Source organism: Stenotrophomonas mori, from assembly GCF_023556335.1.
Taxonomy (GTDB): domain Bacteria; phylum Pseudomonadota; class Gammaproteobacteria; order Xanthomonadales; family Xanthomonadaceae; genus Stenotrophomonas; species Stenotrophomonas mori.
In genome coordinates this window covers 904,215-921,549 of record NZ_JAIKTS010000001.1, presented here as the reverse complement: position 1 = coordinate 921,549, position 17,335 = coordinate 904,215, and the positions used below count along the sequence as shown (strand labels likewise).

The window sequence follows — 17,335 nt, the reverse complement described above, 5'->3', positions numbered from 1 at the left end:
CTGCCATGAAGAAACTACTGCCCACCTCGACCGCCGGCAGCCTGCCCAAGCCCTCCTGGCTTGCCGAGCCGGAAACGCTCTGGTCACCCTGGAAGCTGCAGGACGAGGAGCTCGTCGAAGGCAAGCGGGACGCCCTGCGCCTAGCGCTGCACGAACAGCAGTTGGCCGGCATCGATATCGTCAGCGATGGCGAGCAGACCCGCCAGCATTTCGTCACGACGTTCATCGAGCACCTCGACGGGGTCGATTTTGAGAAACGCGAGACGGTCAGGATTCGGGATCGCTATGACGCGAGCGTTCCGACAGTCGTCGCCGCCGTGTCTCGTCAGAAGCCGGTCTTCGTTGAGGATGCCAAGTTCCTGCGTAAGCAGACGAAACAGCCGATCAAATGGGCCCTGCCGGGCCCGATGACCATGATCGACACCCTCTTTGATGCCCACTATAAAAGCCGGGAGAAGCTGGCCTGGGAATTCGCCAGGATCCTCAATGAGGAGGCGAAGGAACTCGAGGCGGCCGGCGTCGACATCATCCAGTTCGACGAGCCGGCCTTCAACGTGTTCTTCGACGAAGTGAATGACTGGGGCGTTGCCGCCCTGGAGCGGGCCATCGAGGGGCTGGCCTGCGAAACCGCCGTGCATATCTGCTACGGCTACGGTATCAAGGCCAATACCGACTGGAAGAAGACGCTGGGGTCGGAGTGGCGCCAGTACGAGGAGTCCTTCCCGAAGCTGGCGCGCTCGAACATCGACATCATCTCGCTGGAGTGCCAGAACTCCCATGTCCCGATCGACCTGATCGAGCTCGTCCGCGGCAAGAAGGTGATGGTGGGTGCGATCGACGTGACCCGTGACACCATCGAAACCCCGGAGGAAGTCGCCGACACGCTGCGCAGGGCGCTGCAGTTCGTCGACGCCGACAAGCTGTATCCGTCCACCAACTGCGGCATGGCGCCACTCTCGCGCCGGGTGGCGCGGGGCAAGCTCAATGCGCTGAGCGCCGGCGCGGAGCTGATCCGGCGCGAGCTTCTGGAGTAACGCCGGGCCGGCACCGGCCAAGGCACGGTGCCGGGATTCGAATCTGGCCGAGCGATTGCCGCGCCGCGCGGCATCCTCGGGACGGTGGTGCCGACCGGCTGCCTGTGGATGCGGCCGGTTTCAACGGCCAGGCGTCCCGTCCCGCGGCCTGAGGTCCGCGGGCCAGGCGTCCGTAGGGCCCTGCCCTGCGGTCCGCCGGTTGAACGGGCGGAATGCAGGCCCCGCGTGGTCCCGGGCAGGCAGGGGCCACGCTGACCGCAGCAGGTCATCGTCGCCATGGCCGACTGGGTGGCCGGCCGACCGCGCGTGGTGCCGAGACCGTGAGTGGGCGATGGCAGGTGCCCATCGCTGCACGGTGGCGTGGTGCCTGATGGCGGCTCCCGCCTACAGCGCCCCGGTCACCGGATCCGATCCGGGCCGCCTCTTCCCCTCTCCCTTCTTCCACTGCGTGGGGCATCCTGGCCAGCGGCGCCGTGGCCGGCATCGCTCCGGCACGGAGACGGGCAATCGCCGCAGGCTTGCTTATGGAGTCCGCTGGGAACGGCGGTGGGTGCCCGGCGCCCGCTGGCCTCCAGGTGGGCCGGTGCCTGTCCCCTGCCCGGCCACCCTCGCCTGCGGTGTTGCCCTGCGCGCTCCCATGGGCTGCATGCGCCTGCACCGCGGAATGAACGACGGCGCGGGCCGGGTTCAGGCTCCAGTTGCCGTCGGTGCTAGGATCGGTACACGTTGAGCGTTCATTGCTGCACGATGGGTGCAGTTTCTCAGGTTGTTTCCACTCCGACTCCCTCCGCGCGCTGGACGCCCAGATGCGTGGGCGGGCATTCGACTGGGGGGACGCATGCCCGGTTACCAGACACGCAACAAGTCGATCGTCATTGGCGGCCGGACCTACCAGCTGCGCGTTCTCAGCGACAAGCTGCAGTTCAGCGACCCGGACGGTCATGGCGCACGGCTGGGGATTTCCTCGGCGCAGTGGAGCCTGTTCGGGCAGCTGTGGCCGGCCGGCCGGCTGCTCGCGCAGGCCATGTGCCGGTTCGATATCGCCGGGAAACGCATCCTCGAGCTGGGCTGCGGCATCGGCCTGGCCAGCCTGGTGCTGGTGCAGCGCGGCGGCAATGTCGTGGCCTCCGACATCCACCCGCTGGCCGAACCCTTCCTTGCCTACAACGCGGCCTTGAACGCGCTGCCGGCGGTGCACTACCGGCAACTGCACTGGGACCGGGCGCTGCCGACGCTGGGGCGGTTCGACCTGATCATCGCCAGCGACGTGCTGTACGAGCGGAACCATGCCGCGCTGATGGCCGAGGTCGTGCGCCGCCATGCGAATCCGCGGGCCGAGGTGGTGTTCACCGATCCCGGGCGCGGCCAGAGCGCACGCTTCAGCCGGATGCTGGGGCTGCAGGGGTTCGATGCGACGATGACCCGCTGCCGGATGGAGGATGCCGACGTGGAGCCTTTCCGTGGGCGGCTGCTGCACTACTCGCGTGATGCCCTGCCGGCGTCATGAATCCGGGCGGCGGGCAGCCTTCGCCCCTGCCGCGTCCCGCCGTTCGCCCGCCGCACCTGCAGGCGGGCCCTACTCATTGGTGGCAGGCATCCCATGAGGGCATGCCCGGCGATTAGCGGGGAGTGCCTAGGCGGGCGGCGGACAGGCACAGCATCGCAGCGGCCAGGGCGCACAGGGCGATGGCCAGCGGCAACAGGGCCGGCCCCTGTGCGGTGAGGCTGGCGACATAGCCGATGACCGCCGACAGCAGGTAATGCAGCGTCCCCATCAGCGCGGAGGCGACGCCCGCCTGGCGGCCGGCGCTGGCCATGGTCAGCGCCGTCAGGTTGCCGAACACCAGGCCGAGCGCGGCGATGGCGAGCGCCAGCAGGGCGACGTAGGTCCACAGTCCGGCCGTCCCGGTCGCGACCGCCACGAACAGTGCGAGTCCCGCCAGGCCGTGCAGTGCGATGCCGAGGAACATCGTGCGTTGCGGGCGCACGCCGCGCTTGAGCAGCTGGTTGCCGAGCTGGCCGCCGAGTACCAGCCCCACGGAATTCGCCGCGAACAGGTAACTGAACTGCGCCGGCGTCAGCGTGAAGTACCGGGTGAAGACGAAGGCCGAGCCGCTGATGTAGAGGAACAGCGAGCCGAGGATGAAGCCGCCGGCAAGCGTATAGGCGAGGAACACCGGGCTGGCCATCTGCCGGGTGTAGGCCCGCAGGACATTGCCGGGACTGATCGGTACGCGCCGTTCGACCGGCAGGGAATCGGGAAGCGACAGCAGGCACCATCCCAGGCCGAGCACGCCCAGTCCGGCGAGGGTCCAGAAGATGAAGCGCCATCCACCATGGCCGAGCAGATAGCCGCCGATGAGCGGCGCCAGGATCGGGGCGATCATCATCACCTGCATCAACAGCGAGAAGATGCGCGAGGACTCGCTCATGCTGCAGCGGTCGGCGACGATGGCGCGCGGGGTGACCAGGCCGCCGGCGGCGCCCAGGGCCTGGAGCAGGCGCGCGGCCAGCAGCGACTCGATCGAGCCGGCCATCGCCGCGAGGATCGAACCGAGCACGAACAGCACCAGGCCGGCCAGCAGCGGCAGGCGGCGGCCGTAACGGTCCAGCAACGGGCCGTACAGGGCCTGCCCGATCGCCAGCCCTGCCAGGAAGATCGACAGCGTCTGCTGGATGCGGCCGGCACCGGCGTCGAACTCGCCGGCGATCGTCGGCATTGCCGGCAGGTACATGTCGATCGCCATCGCATCCAGGGCGGTCAGCAGCGCCAGCAGCAGGATGAGCCCGGCGCTGATGGAGGCAGCGGGGCCCGTTCGGGAGGTATCCGGTTTTATGGTCATGGTCCGAGAGTGCGTTGAAGGGAATCGGCGAGCAGTCGCTGCATGGCCTTGAGCCGCCCGCTGACCTGCCGGCCGTTGGTGTAGACGAGCTTGACGTGCAGGCTGTCGACGATGGCCAGGTAGGCCTGCCCATAGAGCCGCCGGTCGCCGGCGGCAAGCCGTCCGGCGGTTTCCGGCGCCTGCTCGATCCGCTGTACGAAGCTCTCCAGCAGCGCCGCCAGGTAGCGTTCGTAGCCGAGGTCGATCTGCGCGACCAGGGCCTGCGGCGGCACGTAGGCGGTGCGCAGCAGAAAGCCGAGATGCGCGGACTCGGCATAGCGCCTGGACAGTCGCCTGCAGTAGCCGCTGCCCGGCTGCGCGCCGGCGCGCTCGTCGGCGAAGCAGCGCCGCGCGAATGCGGTCTCGATGTCGAGGGCCTCGTCGAACACGTCCAGGAACAGGGCATCCTTGCCGGCGAAGTGCGCGTAGAGCGAGGCCTTGCGGATGCCCACGGCTTCGGCGATGTCGTTGAGCGAGGAGCCGTCATAGCCACGCTCGGCGAAGTGGGCCACCGCGGCGGCACAGATGCGGTCGATGGTGGGCGAGCGTACGGTCATGCGGGCTCCTCGTGGGCGGTGCGGTTGCCGGCAGTGGCGGTGGTGCTTCGGGTGCCTGGCCGGGGTCGAACCCTAGCCTACCGGCCGGTAGGTAGCAACACGGTGCGGTTCAGGCCTGCGTGACCATGCGGCACCCGGACAGGTGCGCACTCGGCAGGCCTGGCCTCCGGCGGAGCGAGGCGCCGCGCCAGCGGCATGCGCTGTCGCAGGACCGGGGCCGGAGGGCCGTCCCTGCCGTCGGCCGCGTTCACATGCCGCGGTACCGCCGTCCGCGATAGTGGCAGCCGTCCCCCCGCCGTCGAGCCTGCATGCACGATGTCCGCACGCGCCTACCGAGCAGGCCCCGACGCGGGCGGAGCGTGCTGTTCGTGCTTGCCGTGGTCTACGGTCTCTACCTGCTGGCTGGCAACGTTTTCCTGAACACGCCGCTGTTCGCGCGGGCCACCAACCGCATGCCGCACAAGTTCGTCATGACCACCGGGCCCGCGATCACCCTGCTGCCAGGGCATGTCACCGCCTGGAACGTGCGCCTGCGCGGACACGCCAACCACACCGTCTACGTGCTGCGGGCCGAGCGCGCCAGTGCGCGCATGGCGCTGCTGCCGCTGTTGCGGCGGGAGCTCAGGGTGCCGCAGGTACGGGCGACCGGCGTGGTCGCGGACATCGAGCGGGTCGCGCAGGCGGTACCGCCGCCCCCGCGCGGCGACCGTGGCTGGACATTGCGCTTCGATGCGATCCGCAGCCACAGCCTGCGCCAGGTCCGCTTCGGCGATCTCCAGCTCTCGGGGCGGGGACGTGCCGAGGTCGGGTTCCTCAAACAGCTGCGTGGCGGCCCGTCGGAGCTGTTCGAGTCGCGGATGGGGTTCTCCGCGGCCGCCGTGACCTACCAGGGGCGCGAGGTGCTGCACGACATGGCGTTGACCGCCCGCGCGCACTATCCGCGGCATTACCGCGAGCAGGCGCCGGGGCTGGCCAAACTGGGGCTGCTGCACGCGGAGCTGGAGGTCGCCGCGCGCAGCGGTGGACTGCGGCTGGCCGGCGATGGCGCACCGCCCGGCATCGGCGATGCGCGCATCCCCGGGCAGCTGCAGGTATCGGCGGTGCTGGACCGCGGTGCAGTGCAGCCGGGCAGTCGCGTGGCATGGCGGCTGCCCCTGCAGCTGGATGCGGATGACGACGGTCCGGCCTGGCTGGCGCTGCGGCTGGATGCCGGGCAGGACGGGCTCACGGTGCAGGCGCGGCTGCCCCCACGCGATGACCGCAAGGCCCGGCTTGAGGCGGACCTGCAGGTGGCCGGCCGCACCCTTCCCTTCCAGGATCCCGGCGCGCTGTTGCCGCGGCTCTCCGGCACGGTCCGTGGCGAATGGCAGCTGGCGTCGCTGGACTGGATTCCGGCGCTGTTCGTGCGCCGCCCATGGCTGCAGTTGAACAGTGGCGGCCTGCTGCAGGCGGACCTGCGGCTGCACGAGGGCGCGCTGGCACCGGGCAGCACCGTGGACATTCCCGCCGCCGAAGCCGTCGCCGAGGTCGCCGGCGTGCGCATGGCCGGGACCGCCAGCGCGCATGGCCGGATCGAGGAAGGAACGCCGGCGCATGTGCGGCTGGCGGTGCAGCTGCCCCGCTTCGAGGCGCGCGCCAGCGGCGCACAGCGTGCGCTGCTGTTCGACGGGCGGGACCTGTCGCTGCTGCTCACCGGCGACGGCCGCCTGCAGGAACTGCGCAAGGGCGTGCGTGCGCAGCTGCGCTTCGCCGATGCGGCCATCCCCGACCTGGCGGCCTACGACGGCTATCTCGGCGGTACGGCCGTCCGCCTGTTGGGCGGCCGTGGCGTTCTCAGCGGCGACGTGGTCCTGAACACCGATGGCCGCGTCGGCCATGGTCGGATGCAGCTGCGCGGCCATGGCGCCCGTGTGCGGGTGGCCGGGCTGGACTTGGCAGGAACGGCTCGGGTGGATGCCACCCTGCGCCGGGGAGATTTCAGCCAGCGTCACTTCGACCTGTCGGGAACGACGCTGGAACTGCGCGACGTGCAGGTCGATGGCCAGCGGCGCAAGGCGCCCTGGCAGGGGCGCCTCAGCCTTGACCGCGGCCGGATCGACGCGCAGTCGCCGTTCCGGGTCGATGCCCGCGCGACGCTGGGATTGAGCGATGCGGGGCCGTTGCTGGCGGTGTTCGCCGCACAGGGCGACTATCCGCGCTGGGCACTCTCCCTGCTCGACTCCGGCCGTGTGGAGGCCACCACGGCACTGCGCTGGCAGCCGGGCCACCTGCTGCTGGAGGGGCTGGAGGCGGAGAACGCCCGGCTTTCGCTGAAGGCCCGCCTGGAGCTGTTGAAGCAGCACAAGCGTGGCGACCTGTACCTGCGCTGGGGCGTGCTCGGGGCCGCGGTCGAGCTGGACGGCACGCAGCGCCACTGGCATCTGCTCAAGGCCCGCGAGTGGTTCCAGTCGCGTCCGCCGCTGCTGGACGGTGTCGCGCCGCCGCCGGCCGCGGACGGCGCACGCCAGTAGCTGCGTGGCGCCGTCCGGCCGGCGCACGCGGGCCGGCGCAGGCCTATTCCTGCGCGCTCCCGGGCGTGTCGTCGACGCCGTAGAACTTTTCGCCGAAACGGATCTTGTCGCGGCCCTGGTCGCGGCGATGGCGGTTGCTGTCGCGCAGCGAGTAGACGCAGCCGCAGTACTCCTGCTGGTAGAAGTTCTCGCGCTTGCTGATCTCGATCATCCGCGAGCTTCCGCCGCCCTTGCGCCAGTTGTAGTCCCAGTAGCTCAGGCCGCCATAGGGCGCGGCGGCACGGTGCCCGCAATCGTTGATCTGGGCCATGTTCTTCCAGCGGGAGATGCCCAGCGAGCTGGTCATCACCGGGAAACCGTGCTCGTGCGCGTACAGCGCGGTGCGCTCGAAGCGCATGTCGAAGCACATCGTGCAGCGGATCCCGCGCTCGGGCTCGTTCTCCATGCCCTTGGCACGCGCGAACCAGTTGTCGGTGTCATAGTCGGCGTCGATGAAGGCGACGCCGTGCTTCTGCGCGAAGCGGATGTTCTCCTGCTTGCGCAGCTCGTATTCCTTCAACGGATGGATGTTGGGGTTGTAGAAGAAGATCGTGTAGTCGATCCCCGACTCCACGAAGGCTTCCATCAGCTCGCCGGAACAGGGCGCGCAGCACGAATGCAGCAGCAGTCGGCTGCCACCGTCGGGAAGCGTCAGTTTTTCACGGGTACCGTTCATGCGTGTTTGGACACCAGTTTCACCACACTCGAAAAATCCAGTCCGCCATTGCCCAGCTGGCTGTTCATGGCATAGAGGTTGCGGGCCAGCTCGCCCAGCGGCACCGGGGTGCCGGCGGCGACGGCCGCTTCGGCGGCCAGGCCCAGGTCCTTGAGCATCAGGTCGTTGCCGAAGCCGCCCTGGTAGCCGCGCGCGGCGGGGGCGTTCTCCAGCACGCCGGGCCAGGGGTTGCAGACTTCCGTGGCCCAGCTGCGGCCGGTGCTGACCGCCATCATGCGCGATAGCGCGCCGGCGTCCAAGCCCTGCGCGACGCCCAGCGCGATGGCTTCGGCGGTGGCGGCCATGATCACGCCCAGGGCCATGTTGTTGCACAGCTTGGCGACCTGCCCGGCACCGGCCTGTCCCATGTGGAAGATGTTGCGGCCCATGGCGGCCAGGACCGGCCGGGCACGCTCCAGGGCATCGTCCGCGCCGCCGACGATGAAGGTCAGCGTGCCCGCGGCGGCGCCGGCGGTGCCGCCCGACACCGGCGCATCGATCATCGCCAGCCCGCGCGCGTCGGCGGCCGCGGCGACCCGGCGTGCCGAATCCGGGGCGATGGTGCTGCAGTCGATGACCAGGGCTCCGTCGGCGATCCGCGGCAACAGGCCCTCCTCGCCCAGGTACAGCTGCTCGACGTGGCGGCTGGCCGGCAGCATGGAGATCACGATCTCGGCCCCGACCACTGCCGCGGCGGCGCTGCCGGTCGCGGTGGCGCCGGCGGCCACCGCGGTGGCGATGGCGTCCGTGGAGAGGTCGAAGACCTGCAGGGTGTGGCCGTGCTGCAGCAGGTTGGCGGCCATCGGCGCGCCCATGTTGCCAAGTCCGATGAAGGCGATGCGGGACATGCGGTGGTTTCCGTCAGCGGCCGAGATCGGCCAGGGGATGGGCGCTGGCTTGCCAGGGAGCGTGGAAGAACGCCCGGGCCCAGTCGGCGGTGGCCGCGGCCAGCGTCGCCGGTTGCCAGTGCGGGGTGCGGTCCTTGTCGACCAGCAGGGCGCGGATGCCCTCGGCGAAGTCGCCATGCGCCGCGCAATGCAGGGCGACCGTGTATTCCAGGCGGAACACCTCGGCCAGCGGCAGTGTCGCCGCCTGCCGCTGCAGTTCGTAGCCGAGCCGGGCCGAGCCGGGCGCCCCCGCGGCCAGGGTGGCCTGGGCCTTGCCGAGCCAGGCGTCGCCGGTCTGCAGCGCGGCGATCGCCGCCACATTGGCCTCCAGCGTGTCATGCGCGCAGGCCGCGGCGATCGCACCGGCGTGGTGCTGCAGCGGTCCCGGCGGAGCGGGCTGCGCGAAACCGGCGAGCAGGCCATCCAGGCGGGCATGCGCCTCCGGGCCGCTCCAGTCCTCGGCAAGCAGGGCATCGAACACCTCGCCGCGGCAGGCATCCGGCAGCAGCAGGTCGGCCAGCCCGGCATGGAGCGCATCGCCGGCGTTCAGCGGAGCGCCGGTGAGCGCCAGGAACAGGCCGGCACGGTCCGGTACCCGCTGCAGCAGCCAGCTGCCGCCGACGTCCGGGAACAGCCCGATGCTGATTTCCGGGAAGGCCAGCCTGGAGCGCTCGCCGACCACGCGGTGGCTGGCGCCGGACATCAGCCCGATGCCGCCGCCCATGACGATGCCATGGCCCCAGCAGAGGATCGGTTTGGCATAGGTGTGGATGCGGTGGTCGAGCCGGTACTCGGTCTCGAAGAAGGCTTCCGCGTGCGGATTGCCGCGCGGGTCGGCGATCACTGCCGCAGGCTCGCGGCCCTGCTGCCGGTGCGCGCTCATGCCGCGGTAGAGGCCATGCAGGTCGCCGCCGGCGCAGAACGCCTTGTCGCCTGCACCCTGCAGGACCACCAGCCCGACCCCGTCGTCGTCGGCCCATTGAATGAACTGCGCATCCAGCAGGCGCGCCATCTCCAGCGACAGGCCATTGAGGGTCGCCGGCGCGTTCAGCGTCGCGATGCCGATCCGGGTGCCGCCGGCAGCCAGGCGCTCCTCGAACAGCACTGGAGCGTCGGTCCTCATGCGTTGGTCCACTGCGGAGGGCGCTTTTCCAGGAACGCGGCGACGCCTTCGGCCTGGTCGGCGCTGTCGAACAGGTCCACGAAGCATTCGCGTTCGGCGACCAGCGCGCTGTCGTGGCTCCCGGTGCGCGTCGCCTGTACCAGGCGCTTGCAGGCGGCGACGCTGGTCGGGCTCTGGCGCGCGGCCTGGCGGGCCCAGGCCAGGGCCTCCTCGCGTGCCGTGCCGGTGGCGACCACCGCCTCCACCAGGCCGATGCGGGCCGCGGTCTGCGCATCGACGCGCTCGCCGAGCAGGATCATCCGCTTGGCCCAGCCTTCGCCGACCAGCCGTGGCAGGTTCTGGGTGCCGCCCGCGCAGGGCAGCAGGCCGACACTGGCCTCCGGCAGCGCCAGCGTGGCCTGGGTCTCGGCGATGCGCAGGTCGCAGGCCAGCGCGCATTCCAGGCCGCCGCCCATGGCATAGCCGTTGATCGCGGCGATCGATACGCCGCGGAACCGGCTCAAGGCCTCGAAGGCCTCGCCGAAGCGGCGCGCGGCTTCGCGCGCCAGGGCCTTGTCGCCGTCGGCGAACTGCTTGAGGTCGGCGCCCGCCGAGAAGAACTTGCCGCCTTGCCCGGTGATGACCAGCGCATAGATGCCGCGGTCGCCGTTGAGCGCGCCCACCAGGTCGCGCAAGGCGGCCAGGCTGCGTACGGTCCAGGTGTTGGCCGGCGGGTTGTCCAGGGTGACGAGGGCGGTGGTGCCGTCGATCTCCAGCGTCAGTCCGGGCCAGGCCCGTGCACGGTAGTCGCTCATCGCAGTTCCTCTTCAGTGGTGAGCAGGTGGCGCGCGACGATGACGCGCATGATCTCGTTGGTGCCTTCCAGGATCCGGTGCACGCGGCAGTCGCGCAGCAGACGCTCGATGGGGTACTCGCGGGTGTAACCATAGCCGCCGTGCAGCTGCAGTGCGTCGTCGCAGACCGCGAACCCGGTATCGGTGGCGAAGCGCTTGGCCATCGCGCACCAGGGCGTGGCATCGGCACTGCCGGCATCCAGCTTGCGCGCGGCGGTGTGCACCATCTGTCGGGCGGCGACCAGTTGCGTGGCCATGTCGGCCAGCTTGAACTGCAGGGCCTGGAACTCCGCCAGCGGCCGCCCGAACTGGCGGCGCTCGCCCAGGTAGCGGCGGGCGGCGTCGAGTGCGCCCTGCCCGGCTCCCACCGAGCAGGCGGCGATGTTGACGCGGCCGCCGTCCAGCCCCTTCATGGCGATGCGGAAGCCCTCGCCTTCGGTCCCCAGCAGGTGGGACTCGGGCACCTGCACGTTGTCGAAACTGATGCCGCGGGTGGACTGGCTGTTCCAGCCGAGCTTCTCCTCGTTGCGTCCATAGCTGATCCCCGTGCTGTCGGCCGGTACGGCGAAGGCGCTGATGCCGCGTGGGCCGGCGTCGCCGGTGCGTGCCATCACCACCAGCAGGTCGGTGTCGCCGGCCCCGGAGATGAAGGCCTTGCTGCCGCTGATCCGGTAACCGTCGCCGTCGCGCACGGCGTGGGTGGCGAGCGAGCCTGCGTCGGAGCCGGCGCCGGGTTCGGTCAGGCAGTACGAGGCCAGCTTCGCGCCGCTGGCCAGCGCCGCCGCCCAGTGGGCATGCAGCGCGGGGCGAGCGTGGCGCGCCACCATCCAGGTGGCCATGTTGTGGATGCTGATGAAGGCCGCGGTGGAAGGATCGACCACCGCCAGCTCCTCGAACACGATGGCCGCCTCCAGCCGCGACAGGCCGCTGCCCCCGGCATCGGTGTCCACGTACAGGCCGCAGAATCCCAGCTCGCCGGCCTTGGCGATGGCCTGCCGCGGGAAGATCTTGTGGGCATCCCAGTGCGCGGCATGCGGCGCCAGCTCGGCATGCGCGAAGCCGCGGGCAGCCTCGCGATAGGCGGCCTGCTCCTCGCTCAGGGCGGCGCCCACGCCGGGGTCCACGAGATTGGCCATGCCCTGCCCTCCGTTCATTTCAGGCTGATGGTGGTGTTGACGCCGTGGCCGGCATCGTCGTCGTCGAACCAGCGGGCGGTCACGGTCTTGGTCTGGGTGTAGAACAGCACCACCTGCTTGCCGTATGGCCCCAGGTCGCCGAGCTTGGACGCGCGCGACCCGGTGAAGGAGAACAGCGGCACCGGCACCGGGATCGGCAGGTTGATCCCGACCTGGCCGACATCGATCTCTTCCTGGAAGCGGCGCGCGGCCGCGCCGTTCTGGGTGAAGACCGCGGTGCCGTTGCCGTTGGGGTTGGCGTTGACCAGGGCGATGGCCTCGTCGAGGGTGTCCGCCTCCAGGATCACCAGCACCGGGCCGAAGATCTCCTCGTCGTAGATGCGCATGCCGGGCCGTACCCCGGAGAAGATCGTCGGCCCTACGAAGTTGCCCGCCTCGAAGCCCTCGACCCGCGGGTTGCGGCCGTCCAGCTCCAGGGTCGCGCCCTGCGCCACGCCGGCAGCGATCAGCCCTTCCACGCGCAGCCGTGCATCGCGGGAAATGAGCGGGCCGACATCGGTGCCGGCGACGCGGCCGGCGCCGACCTTCAGTGCCCGCGCGCGCGTCACCAGGTCCGGAATCCACGCCCGCGCGCCGCCCACCAGCACCAGGGTGGAGGCGGCCATGCAACGCTGGCCGGCGGCACCGAACGCGGCGCCGACCAGGGCGTCCAGGGTCGGCGCCTTGCAGGCGTCCGGCAGGACCACGGCGTGGTTCTTGGCGCCCATCATGCACTGCACGCGCTTGCCGGCCAGCGTGGCGCGGTGGTGGACGTGGGTGCCGACCCGGGTCGATCCGACGAACGAGATGGCCTTGATGTCGGGATGGTCGCAGAGCGCGTTGACCACCTCCTCGCCGCCGTGGACGACATTGAGCACGCCCGGAGGCACGCCGGCCTCCAGTGCGAGTTCGGCCAGGCGCATGGTGACCATCGGGTCCTGCTCGGACGGCTTGAGCACGAAGGTGTTGCCGGTGGCGATGGCCATCGGGAACATCCACAGCGGGATCATCGCCGGGAAGTTGAACGGGGTGATGCCGGCGCAGACGCCCAGCGGCTGCAGCAGCGTGTAGGTGTCCACGCCGTTGGCGACGTTGTTGGCCAGCTCGCCCAGCTGCAGGTTGCCGATCGCCGCGGCGTGCTCGACCACCTCCAGCCCGCGGAACACATCGCCCTCGGCATCGGGCAGGGTCTTGCCCTGCTCGGCGCTGAGCAGCGCGGCCAGCTCGTCCATGTGGTCACGGATCAGCTGTTGGTACTTCAGGAAGATGCGCGCGCGGGTGCCGATGGGCGTCCTGCGCCAGCCGGCAAAGGCCCGCTGCGCGGCGGCGACCGCGGCCCCGACCTCGTCGGCGGTGGCGAACGGTACCCGCGCCAGCACCTGCTGCGTCGCCGGGTCGACCACCTCGCGCCACTGCGTGCTGCGCGACGCTACGAACGCGCCGTCGATCAGCAGCTTCACCGTCGCGACATCGGCCGCGACACCCTGGGTCTCCATCATTGGTCCTGTCTCCGTAACGCTTACCCGCGGAAGAAGGCGGGATGGATGGCAGGACAAGTCGAGAAGCGCGCACGGCGGCTCCATCAGCTCGCCGAGTCGCCCACCGCAACGCCCGAGACGGATGCCCGGGGGCATCCCGCACAGGCCGGTCTCCGGGCTCGCGAGCGATGCGCATGCATCCATCCGGATCCTTCCCGCGCTGCGCGCGGCGGTCTTGCCTCGGACGTGTCTCGCCTACCGTTGCGGGGGGCAGCGCCGGCGTCGGACCGGCTTCCCGTTTCGCCCTGCGACCGGGAGGACGGCAGGACACCTGTGATGGGCCGAGTCTAGAATTTGGTAACAATTGAAATCAAGCTGCATCGCGCCATGGCGTCCATGGCCGCCGCGAGGCGTCAGGACGGCGCCTGGGCGCCGGTGCCGCCGCGCGCAAGCGCGATGAAGGCCTGCACGTAGTCGGTGGCCAGGTCCACCTCGCGTACGCCCAGGTGGATCTGCTTGGCGATGCCGGCCTGCCCCAGCCGCAACGGCACGATCGCCATCTTCGCCGCGTATTCCTCGGCCAGCCAGCGCGGCAGGGCGGCCACCCCACGATGGCTGGCGACCATCTGCATCATGATGTCGGTGGTCTCGATGGTCTTGTGCTTGCGCGGCAGGATGCCCGCCGGCTGCAGGAACTGGCTGTAGACGTCCAGGCGGTCGACCGCCACCGGATAGGTGATCAGTACTTCGTCGAGCAGCTGCTGCGGGCGTACCGAGCGCTGTCCTGCCAGCCGGTGGCCGGTACCCACCACCAGCACCTGTTCGTAGTCGAACACCGGTTCGTAGTGCAGGCCGGGCCGGTACAGCGGGTCCGGCGTCACCAGCAGGTCGATCTCGTGCCCGAACAGGGCGCCGATGCCGCCGAACTGGAACTTCTGCTTCACGTCCACGTCCACGCTCGGCCAGGCGTCCAGGTAGGGCGAGACGATCTTCAACAACCATTGGTAGCAGGGATGGCACTCCATGCCGATGCGCAGGGTGCCGCGCTCGCCGGCGGCGAACTGGCGCATCCGTTCCTCGGCCATTTCCAGCTGCGGCAACAGGCGGTTGGCCACCGCCAGCAGGTACTCGCCGGCCTGGGTGAACTGCAGCGAGCGTCCCTGGCGCAGCCAGATCTCGGTACCGAGCTGCTGCTCCAGCTTGCGCATGGCGTGGCTGAGTGCCGACTGGGTCAGGCACAGCACGTCGGCGGCCGCGGTCAGCGAACCCTGCCGCTCGACTTCGCGGAGGATGGCCAGGTGGTGGCGCTCAAGCATGGATGATCAGAAAGGCCTGTCTGCGATCAGCCACTCTACTTCATGTGCCGCGGTTCCCGGCGAGGCTACCCGCGGACGCAGCGTGCCGGCGGCACCACGGGCAGGCGCCCCGGCCCCCGCGTCGCGTCGGCCTCCCCCGCCGGAGTGAGGGTGAAAGAAGACGCGCGGCCGCCGACGATCGGAGGAAGCCGCTGCGGAGTGGCGTCCCGGCCGGACCGTGCGCCGGCGAGGACACCCCGCGGGCAGCCGGGCGCCACGTGTGCGGGACCTCGCGGGGCATGCGCCGGATGCCAGGGCCTGCGCGCCGTCATGGGCGTCCCCCGGGCCGTCCATGGCCGCGATGGCGCGGGCGGGCAACGAACAGGTTGCCCGCCCCGCCCCGTGCCGGGTGCGGGGCCAGGACGGCCAGGGTTGGTGTGGCCCCGGCGCGTCGACGATCGCCGGGCCCGGGGCATGCCCGGGACCCGGGAGGCTGCTCAGAAGTCCATCGTCGCCGAGAGCTGGAACGTGCGCGGTGCGCCCAGCGCCAGGCTGGACAGCAGCGGCATGCCCCAATAGGCCTTGTTGGTCAGGTTGGCGATGCCGCTGCGCAGGGTCAGGCGGTGCCCGCCGACGTCGGTGGCGTAGCGCGCGCCGACGTCGTACAGGGTGCGCCCGGCCACCGACAGCGTGTTGTCCGCGCTGATGTACTGGCGTGACAGTGCGGTCGCGCCGGCGGTCAGGGTCAAGCCCGGCAGCCAGGACAGGTCCCATTCGCCGCCGAGCTTGGCCTGCCGCTTGGGCACGCCGGTGGCCAGGCGGCCCTGGTTGACGCCGCCGGCAGTGCGGGTCAGCACCGGGTCGACGTAGCTCACGCCGCCCATGAGGCGCACGTTCTCCACCGGCGCGCCGGCGAACCCCCACTCCACGCCGCGGTTGCGCTGCTCGCCGCCGAAGGAGAAGACGTTGCTCACCGGGTCGGTGTAGCTGCTGGGACGGGTGATCTCGAACAGGCCGACACTGTGGGTGAAGGTGCCCAGGTCCAGCTTGAAACCGGCTTCCCGCTGGCGGGTCGTGAAGGGAGCGAACACTTCGCCGGCGTTGACCGCGGTCATCGGCGCGGTGGCCCCCTGGCTCAGGCCTTCCATGTAGTTGCCGTAGAACGAGAGCCGGTCGCCGGCCTTGACCAGCAGCGCCGCGGCCGGCGTGGTCGCGCTTTCGTCGTAGCGCGAGGTCCGCGCGCCGCTGGCCACGTCGTAGCTGTCGCTGACCACCGTCTGCCGGCGTACCCCGACCGTCAGCTGGATCCGGTCCTCGGCGAAGGACAGGGTGTCGGCGATGCCCAGGCTCTGCAGGCGCAGCTTGGTATGCGCGATGTGCGGCGTGACCAGCGGAACCGACGGGCTCCAGACCGGGTGGTAGAGGTTGGTGACCCAGTCGGCGCCGGGCACGCTGCGGCGGCCGTAGTCGTTCTGTTCGTGGTCGTAGTGGGTCAGGTTCAGCGCCCAGCGGTGGCCGACCGTACCGGTGCGGGCCTGGCCGCGCATGCCGATGTCGGCGGAACGTTTCTCGACGTCGAAGGCCAGCTGGCCGATGACGGTGTTGAAGGTCCCCGCCGGGTCGAGGATCTGCGCGGTGATCGAGCCGTTGTACTTGTAGTCGGTGCGGCTGCCGCCGAACGCGGCATAGGCCAGTGTCCGTTCGCCGAGGTCCAGTTCGCCGCGGACCATGGCGCCCTTGTCACGGGTCTGCACGAAGCCCCAGTCCGGGTTGATCTGGGTGCCGGCCTTGGGGGCCTTGGGCACGGCCAGCCCCGGTGCCAGGCTGACGCCGCGCGCGGGACCGTCGATGTGGTCGTCGGCATGGTAGAGGTCGGCGGAGAGGCGTGCGCGGTGACCGCGCCAGTCCACTGCCAGCGCTCCCATCTGCAGCTTCTTGTCCTGGTGGTCCACGGCCGTGGACCCGTCGCGGTAGACACCGTTGAAGCGGATGCCGACCTGCTGGTCGCGGCCGATCCGCCGGCCGAGGTCGAGGTGCGCGCCGAACTGCGCGTCGGAGGTGTGGTTGAGCGTCACCCGGGTCAGCGGGACGTCGCCGGCACGCTTGGTCACCAGGTTCACGGTACCGCCGACGGAACCGCCTGGCGGCATGCCGTTGAGCAGCGCCGAGGGGCCTTTCAGGACCTCGATGCGGTCGAACATCTCCGGCGACGTCCGGTAGAACGGGGCCATGCCGGCCAGGCCGTTGATGGTCATGTCGGTGGTGCCCGAGGCGAAACCGCGGATGGCGTAGTTCTCGCTCCAGGCACCGCTGACGCCGTTGCTGAACACGGTCGGGTCGGTGGCGGCGATGACATCGGTGATGTCCTTGGCCTGGCGGTCCTGGATGTAGTCGTCGGTGTAGCTGATGATGCTGAAGGGCGTCTCCATGAAGTCGCGGGCGCCGAGCAGCCCGACCTGCCCGCCCGCCGCGACCTGGCCGCCGGCGTAGGGGGCGGTGGTGGTCCCGCGCTTCTGCTCCACCTTCACCGACTGCAGCGTCGATACCGCGGGCGGCTGGGCCGGCGCCTGCGCGGCGCGCTGGCGGGCCACGGCCTGGGCCAGGGCGCTGGGCGCGGCGAGCAGCGAGGTGGCCAGGCCGAGCGCCAGCAGCGGCGCGGGCCCGGGGCGCGAGGGCCGGGACCGGCGGGGGACCGGGGCGGAGGAGAGGTGCAGCGTTTTCATGCCGGGTTCCTTCTATCTGTCGTGCAGGGGGCGGCGCTCCACGCGGAGCGCGCGCCGTGGGGTGTTGGCTGGGTCGGAACCTGG

The 17,335-nt window shown here is 70.5% G+C and carries 13 protein-coding genes and 1 riboswitch; of the genes, 3 read left to right on the top strand and 10 right to left on the bottom strand.

What is annotated here, in order from left to right:
- The first annotated feature begins 5 nt into the window (after nucleotides 1–5).
- Both K5L01_RS04090 and K5L01_RS04085 read left to right on the top strand, forming a co-directional pair.
- The gene (locus tag K5L01_RS04090) at nucleotides 6–1,034 is read left to right on the top strand and encodes a methionine synthase (protein ID WP_250062170.1); all 1,029 of its coding nucleotides are present in this window, start codon (nucleotides 6–8) and stop codon (nucleotides 1,032–1,034) included.
- A gap of 838 nt (nucleotides 1,035–1,872) precedes the next feature.
- Entirely contained in the window at nucleotides 1,873–2,541 is a 669-nt protein-coding gene (locus K5L01_RS04085) for a class I SAM-dependent methyltransferase (RefSeq protein ID WP_250062168.1), read from the top strand.
- A gap of 112 nt (nucleotides 2,542–2,653) precedes the next feature.
- On the opposite strand, the gene K5L01_RS04080 is transcribed toward K5L01_RS04085, so the two are convergent.
- Both K5L01_RS04080 and K5L01_RS04075 read right to left on the bottom strand, forming a co-directional pair.
- The gene (locus K5L01_RS04080; protein ID WP_250062166.1) at nucleotides 2,654–3,877 is read right to left on the bottom strand and encodes a multidrug effflux MFS transporter; all 1,224 of its coding nucleotides are present in this window, start codon (nucleotides 3,875–3,877) and stop codon (nucleotides 2,654–2,656) included.
- Nucleotides 3,874–4,473, bottom strand: a complete 600-nt coding sequence (locus K5L01_RS04075) for a TetR/AcrR family transcriptional regulator (RefSeq protein WP_250062164.1) — start codon at nucleotides 4,471–4,473, stop codon at nucleotides 3,874–3,876. The genes K5L01_RS04080 and K5L01_RS04075 overlap by 4 nt, the downstream gene beginning before the upstream one ends.
- Nucleotides 4,474–4,781: 308 nt before the next feature.
- Between K5L01_RS04075 and K5L01_RS04070 the strand changes: the two genes are divergently transcribed.
- The gene (locus tag K5L01_RS04070; RefSeq protein WP_250062162.1) at nucleotides 4,782–6,983 is read left to right on the top strand and encodes a thioesterase domain-containing protein; all 2,202 of its coding nucleotides are present in this window, start codon (nucleotides 4,782–4,784) and stop codon (nucleotides 6,981–6,983) included.
- A 43-nt stretch (nucleotides 6,984–7,026) separates the two neighbouring features.
- On the opposite strand, the gene K5L01_RS04065 is transcribed toward K5L01_RS04070, so the two are convergent.
- The 8 genes from K5L01_RS04065 to K5L01_RS04030 form a co-directional block, all read right to left on the bottom strand.
- Nucleotides 7,027–7,698, bottom strand: a complete 672-nt coding sequence (locus K5L01_RS04065) for an epoxyqueuosine reductase QueH (protein ID WP_250062160.1) — start codon at nucleotides 7,696–7,698, stop codon at nucleotides 7,027–7,029.
- A complete protein-coding gene (gene mmsB / locus K5L01_RS04060; RefSeq protein WP_250062158.1) occupies nucleotides 7,695–8,585 on the bottom strand; it encodes a 3-hydroxyisobutyrate dehydrogenase in 891 nt (296 codons plus the stop codon). The genes K5L01_RS04065 and mmsB overlap by 4 nt, the downstream gene beginning before the upstream one ends.
- A 13-nt stretch (nucleotides 8,586–8,598) precedes the next feature.
- Nucleotides 8,599–9,747: an enoyl-CoA hydratase/isomerase family protein gene (locus K5L01_RS04055; RefSeq protein WP_250062155.1), complete on the bottom strand. Its 1,149-nt coding sequence runs from the start codon at nucleotides 9,745–9,747 to the stop codon at nucleotides 8,599–8,601.
- The gene (locus tag K5L01_RS04050) at nucleotides 9,744–10,541 is read right to left on the bottom strand and encodes an enoyl-CoA hydratase (protein ID WP_250062153.1); all 798 of its coding nucleotides are present in this window, start codon (nucleotides 10,539–10,541) and stop codon (nucleotides 9,744–9,746) included. The genes K5L01_RS04055 and K5L01_RS04050 overlap by 4 nt, the downstream gene beginning before the upstream one ends.
- Nucleotides 10,538–11,716, bottom strand: coding sequence for an acyl-CoA dehydrogenase family protein (locus K5L01_RS04045; RefSeq protein ID WP_250062151.1), 1,179 nt, complete (start codon nucleotides 11,714–11,716; stop codon nucleotides 10,538–10,540). Before K5L01_RS04045 ends, K5L01_RS04050 begins: the two co-directional genes overlap by 4 nt.
- Before the next feature lie 14 nt (nucleotides 11,717–11,730).
- Entirely contained in the window at nucleotides 11,731–13,251 is a 1,521-nt protein-coding gene (locus K5L01_RS04040) for a CoA-acylating methylmalonate-semialdehyde dehydrogenase (RefSeq protein WP_250062149.1), read from the bottom strand.
- Nucleotides 13,252–13,380: 129 nt separating this feature from the next.
- Nucleotides 13,381–13,583: riboswitch (cobalamin riboswitch) on the bottom strand.
- A gap of 63 nt (nucleotides 13,584–13,646) precedes the next feature.
- A complete protein-coding gene (locus K5L01_RS04035) occupies nucleotides 13,647–14,549 on the bottom strand; it encodes a LysR family transcriptional regulator (protein ID WP_250062148.1) in 903 nt (300 codons plus the stop codon).
- 476 nt (nucleotides 14,550–15,025) lie between these two features.
- A complete protein-coding gene (locus tag K5L01_RS04030) occupies nucleotides 15,026–17,251 on the bottom strand; it encodes a TonB-dependent receptor (RefSeq protein WP_250062147.1) in 2,226 nt (741 codons plus the stop codon).
- Nucleotides 17,252–17,335: the final 84 nt, after the last annotated feature.